The organism is Leucobacter sp. M11 (assembly GCF_035726885.1).
In the GTDB taxonomy this organism is placed as follows: Bacteria; Actinomycetota; Actinomycetes; order Actinomycetales; family Microbacteriaceae; genus JAPFRB01.
This window is the reverse complement of sequence record NZ_JAPFRB010000006.1, coordinates 51,520-55,547: the sequence shown is the minus strand read 5'-3', so window position 1 is coordinate 55,547 and position 4,028 is coordinate 51,520. Positions and strand designations below refer to the sequence as shown.

The 4,028-nt window shown below is 74.4% G+C and carries 6 protein-coding genes; 1 reads left to right on the top strand and 5 read right to left on the bottom strand.

Going from position 1 to position 4,028, the window contains the following annotated elements; translation table 11 throughout:
• Nucleotides 1-615 (bottom strand): FAD-dependent oxidoreductase (locus tag OOT08_RS17310; protein ID WP_325094097.1); only part of this gene is annotated, 615 nt, incomplete at its 3' end.
• A 287-nt stretch (nt 616-902) separates the two neighbouring features.
• On the opposite strand from OOT08_RS17310, the gene OOT08_RS17305 reads away from it, so the two are divergent.
• A complete protein-coding gene (locus OOT08_RS17305; RefSeq protein ID WP_325094096.1) occupies nt 903-2,063 on the top strand; it encodes an MFS transporter in 1,161 nt (386 codons plus the stop codon).
• Here the strand turns inward: OOT08_RS17305 and OOT08_RS17300 are convergent.
• From OOT08_RS17300 to OOT08_RS17285, 4 genes are all read right to left on the bottom strand, one after another.
• Entirely contained in the window at nt 2,060-2,716 is a 657-nt protein-coding gene (locus OOT08_RS17300; RefSeq protein ID WP_325094095.1) for an SDR family oxidoreductase, read from the bottom strand. The two genes, OOT08_RS17305 and OOT08_RS17300, sit on opposite strands and share 4 nt — an antisense overlap.
• The gene (locus tag OOT08_RS17295) at nt 2,713-3,207 is read right to left on the bottom strand and encodes a DUF1801 domain-containing protein (protein WP_325094094.1); all 495 of its coding nucleotides are present in this window, start codon (nt 3,205-3,207) and stop codon (nt 2,713-2,715) included. Before OOT08_RS17295 ends, OOT08_RS17300 begins: the two co-directional genes overlap by 4 nt.
• Nucleotides 3,208-3,261: 54 nt before the next feature.
• Nucleotides 3,262-3,810: an aminoacyl-tRNA deacylase gene (locus OOT08_RS17290; RefSeq protein WP_325094092.1), complete on the bottom strand. Its 549-nt coding sequence runs from the start codon at nt 3,808-3,810 to the stop codon at nt 3,262-3,264.
• A 93-nt stretch (nt 3,811-3,903) separates the two neighbouring features.
• The coding region (locus tag OOT08_RS17285; protein WP_325094217.1) for a hypothetical protein at nt 3,904-4,028 on the bottom strand (125 nt) is incomplete at its 5' end.

Sequence of the window (4,028 nt, the reverse complement as noted above, 5' to 3'; positions counted from 1 at the left end):
CGGGATTCCGACCCCGCAGGCGAGCACGATGCGCTCGCTGTCGAGCTGCTCCCCCGAGGCGGTCGTCGCCCGGAAGCCACCGCCGGGCAGCGCCTCGATCCCGGTCACCCGGTCGTTCCGGAGCACCGCCCCCGAGCGAACGGCGTGGCCCAGGAGCGCGCGCCGGGTCGCCCAGGCGTCGAGCGCGGCCTCGTTCGGGGCCCAGGCGATCGCCTCCGGCGCGAGGCGGAGTCCGGGGAGCGCCCGGGCACGCCCCGCGGGGTCGAGCAGCTCGGCGTCCCCGCCGGATCCGGCGACAAAGGCGCGGGTCTGCTCGGGGGTCTCGGCCCAGCTGGCCGCGCCGCACCAGGCCACCTCGGGGGCCCGGTCGAGCCGGGCGAGGAGGGCGCGGGTGTCGCGCAGGGCGGAGGCCAGCTCCGGAATCTCGCGCCCGGGGCCCGCGGCGGCGCTGCCCGCCCGCGTGAGCCAGCCGAAGGCGGCGTCGCTCGCCGCGGGTGAGCCAGCGGGATCGTCAAGGACCGCGACGCGGTGGCCGCGCGAGGCCAATTCGACGGCCGCCGCGGCCCCCAGGATCCCCGCGCCGATCACGGTCACGCGGTGCTGGGTCTGCGTCACGGGTCCTCCGGAGGGCTCTGGGGTGTCGTTCCGTCGCGGCGACGGGCCGAGCCCATTCCATCACGATTCCTGCCCCGAGCGGGCGCACCGCGCGGGGTGCTATCCTCGCAAGCATGAGTTCACCCGAAGCATCGAGAGTCGGGCTGCCGCACCTCCGGTAGCCCGAGATGCCACACGCCGCACCGCGGCCGCGATGACCCGTACCCGGGATCGCCCACGGTGCGCTTGGAGCCTCAGCGGACCGGACGCGCACACGCATCCCGTTTCTCGCTTCGAAAGGCTCCGTCATGCCCACGATTTTGTATATTCTTGCCCTCGCCGTGTTCGCGCAGGGCACCTCCGAGTTCGTCTTCTCGGGGTTGCTCCCCCTGGTCGCTGAGGAGTTCGCGCTCTCGCTGACCACGGCGGGCTTGCTCACCTCCTGCTTCGCCGTCGGGATGGTCCTCGGCGCCCCCGCGATGGCCCTGCTGGGCCGTCGCCTTGCCCCGCGCTGGGCGCTGAGCGGCTTCCTGGTTCTCTTTGTGAGCGCCCACCTCATCGGGGCGCTGGCCGAGTCCTTCCCTGTGCTCCTGCTCACCCGGGTGCTCGCCGCGGTCGCCAACGCGGGCTTCCTCGCGGTCGCGCTCGGCGCGGCGGCCCGAATCGTCGCTCCGGACCGCCAGGCCCGGGGCCTGGCCCTGCTCATGAGCGGCACCACCCTGGCCCTGATCGCGGGAGTCCCACTCGGGGCTGCGATTGGCTCGGCCCTTGGCTGGCGGGCGACGCTGTGGGTCATCGCGGGTCTGTGCGTCCCGGCGCTCATCTCCCTCGCGCTCACCCCGAGTCGCCGCTTCGGCGCGAGTCTCGCGCAGGCCCAGGCCCCCGCGTCGCTGCGCACCGAACTCGCCGTACTGGGCGACCCGGCTCTGCGCCGGGTCCTCGTCCTCGCGGTGCTCGTGAATGCCGCGACGTTCGGGGCCTTCACCTTTCTCGCCCCCATCGCGATGACGCTCGCGGCGCTCAGCGCCGCGCAGGTGCCGTGGTTGCTCGCGGTCTTTGGCGCGGGCGCGTTTCTCGGGATGACGGCAGCTGGTCGGCTGGGCGACCGCCGCTGGCGGGGCGCGATCACCGCGGCGGGACCGCTCCTTGCCGTGGCCTGGTGGGCGCTCGCCTGGCTGGCCGGGGCCCCCGCCGTGCTCTGGGCGGGAGCGTTCGGGATCGGGGGCCTCTCGTTCCTGCTGGGCGGCCTGTTCATCTCCCGGATCATGGTGCTCGCCTCCGCGGCCCGGTCCCTCGGCGGAGCCTTCGCCACGGTTGCGCTCAACCTGGGAGCGATTGTGGGGCCCGTGCTCGCCGGAACCGCCTTCGACCGCTTCGGGCCAGCCGCGGCGCTCGTCGTCAGCGGCGCACTGGTCGCCGTCGCCGCCGCGGGCTGGGGCACGGGCCGGACGCCTGGCCGTCCGGCTTAGCGGTGCGCCGCGACCGCCTCGGCGACCGGGGTGTCCCCGTCCAGCAGGTCCAGTGTCACCCGGCTGAGTCCGGAGCCTGCGAGCACCTCGGCGAGCACCGCGGCGACGTTCTCCCGGCTCACCGGCCCCCGGGTCAGCTCGGCGGCGAGCGCCACGCGCCCGGAGCCGGGTTCGTCCGTGAGGGTGCCGGGGCGGATGATGGTCCAGTCGAGGTCGCTTGCGTGGAGGGCGAGATCGGCCGCGTGTTTGGCGCGCTGGTAGGCAAGAAAGTCGGCGCCGACGCTGTCGGGCGGGGTGGTGGCGACGCCGATATAGGAGATCTGGACGACGCGTGCGCCGAGGAGCTGGGCGGCGCGCTGGGTGGTGAGTGCCCCGAGGTGGTCCACGGTTTCCTTGCGGGCGGGGCCGGACCCGGGGCCAGCCCCGGCGGCAAAGAGGAGGGTGTCCGCGGCCCCGATGGCTGCGGCGAGCGCTTCCGGGGTGCTGCGTTCCAGGTCGGCGTGTACGGGGGTGGCTCCCGCGGCGGTGAGGTCGGCGGCGTGCTCGGGGTTGCGGATGACGCCGAGGACGCGGTGGCCGGCTTCGGCGAGCCGGGCGGAGGTGCGCCGGGCGATCTGGCCGTGGCCGCCGATGATGGCGATGGTGCGCGTCATGGGGTGTCCTCTCGGGTGGGGTCTGGGGTTCTGGGCGGTTCCGGGGCGGCCCGGCGGATCAGCTCGGCGATGGTTGCCCAGGCGGCCTCGTCGGGATCGATCAGCGCGTAGGCGGTGGGCCAGAGTCCGCCCGCGTCGTCGAGCTGGGCGAGGGCGCTGAAGCCGAAGGTCGAGTAGCGTTCCCCGTCCATGATGCCGCTCCGGAAGAAGCAGAGGACCTTGCCGGAGTGGGCGTACCCGGGCTGGCCGTAGTACAGCTTCGGGCTGAGGTGGGGCGCCGCCTCGGCGACGACCCGGTGGAGCTGTTCGGCGAGGGTTCGGTCGGCCTCGGGCATGCTGGCGATCTTCGCCAGGACGTCGGCGAGTTCGGCGGCGGCCCTGGCCCGGCCTTTCTCTCGGGTTGCCTCGGCGCGGAGTTCGGCGGCGCGCTCCTTGACGGCGCGGCGTTCCTGGGCGGAGAGGCTGTTTGCGCCCGTCTTTGTTGCGGCCATGCGATTCCCCTCGTGGTGCGTTCGGTCCGGATACGGCAGGGTGTGCCCGGGTGACTAGCGTACGGCGTTGTCGGCTGCGGCGGGGGTGCCCGAGAGATCGGCGACCTCGGCCCCGTAGGCTCGCACGAAGTCCTCGGCCTGGACGCGGGCGCCCATGCCGGGGCTCCCAGCACCGAGGAGCACCGTCTGTCCCGCGAGGCTGCGGTCCAGGATCACGGGCCAGGCGGTGCTGGACCCGAGCGGGGTGATCGTGCCGCGCCGGTACCCGGTTGCGGCGAAGGCGGCGTCCGCGTCGGGGAGCGAGAGCCGGTTGACGCCGAGGTGGGCGCGGAGCTTGGCCCAGCTGAACTGGGCGTGGAGGGGGGTGAGCACGAAGACGTAGCTGTCTCCGCGCTGCACGACGATGCTCTTCACGATGGGGAGGCCCGCGTGGTGGTCGTGGGTGGGTCGCCCGTCCTGGCCGCGGGTGAGGAAGGTCACGGCGAGCCCGCGGCTGGCCGCGTCCGCGGCGGCGCGGGACACCTCGCTCGGGGTGGCTGTGTCCGGCTCGGCGCCGGTGTCGGCGGGGGCGTCGGTGGGGTGCTCGGCGGCGTGCTCGGTCATGGCGGCTCGTTTCTGCTCGGTGTGGGGTCCCCGTGCGGCTGCGGGCGGGCCCGGGCACGGCGTCTGTCGGGGACAACGCGCGGAGGGTCGCGGCTATTTCCGGCCCGTGGCCGCGGTGTCAGGCTCCCCTCGGCCGGGGGGCGCGGGGGTGGCCCGGGTATCCAGCGCCGCATAGCAACGGAGGAGTTCCTCGGCGGAGGCCCGCCAGCTGTGCCGGA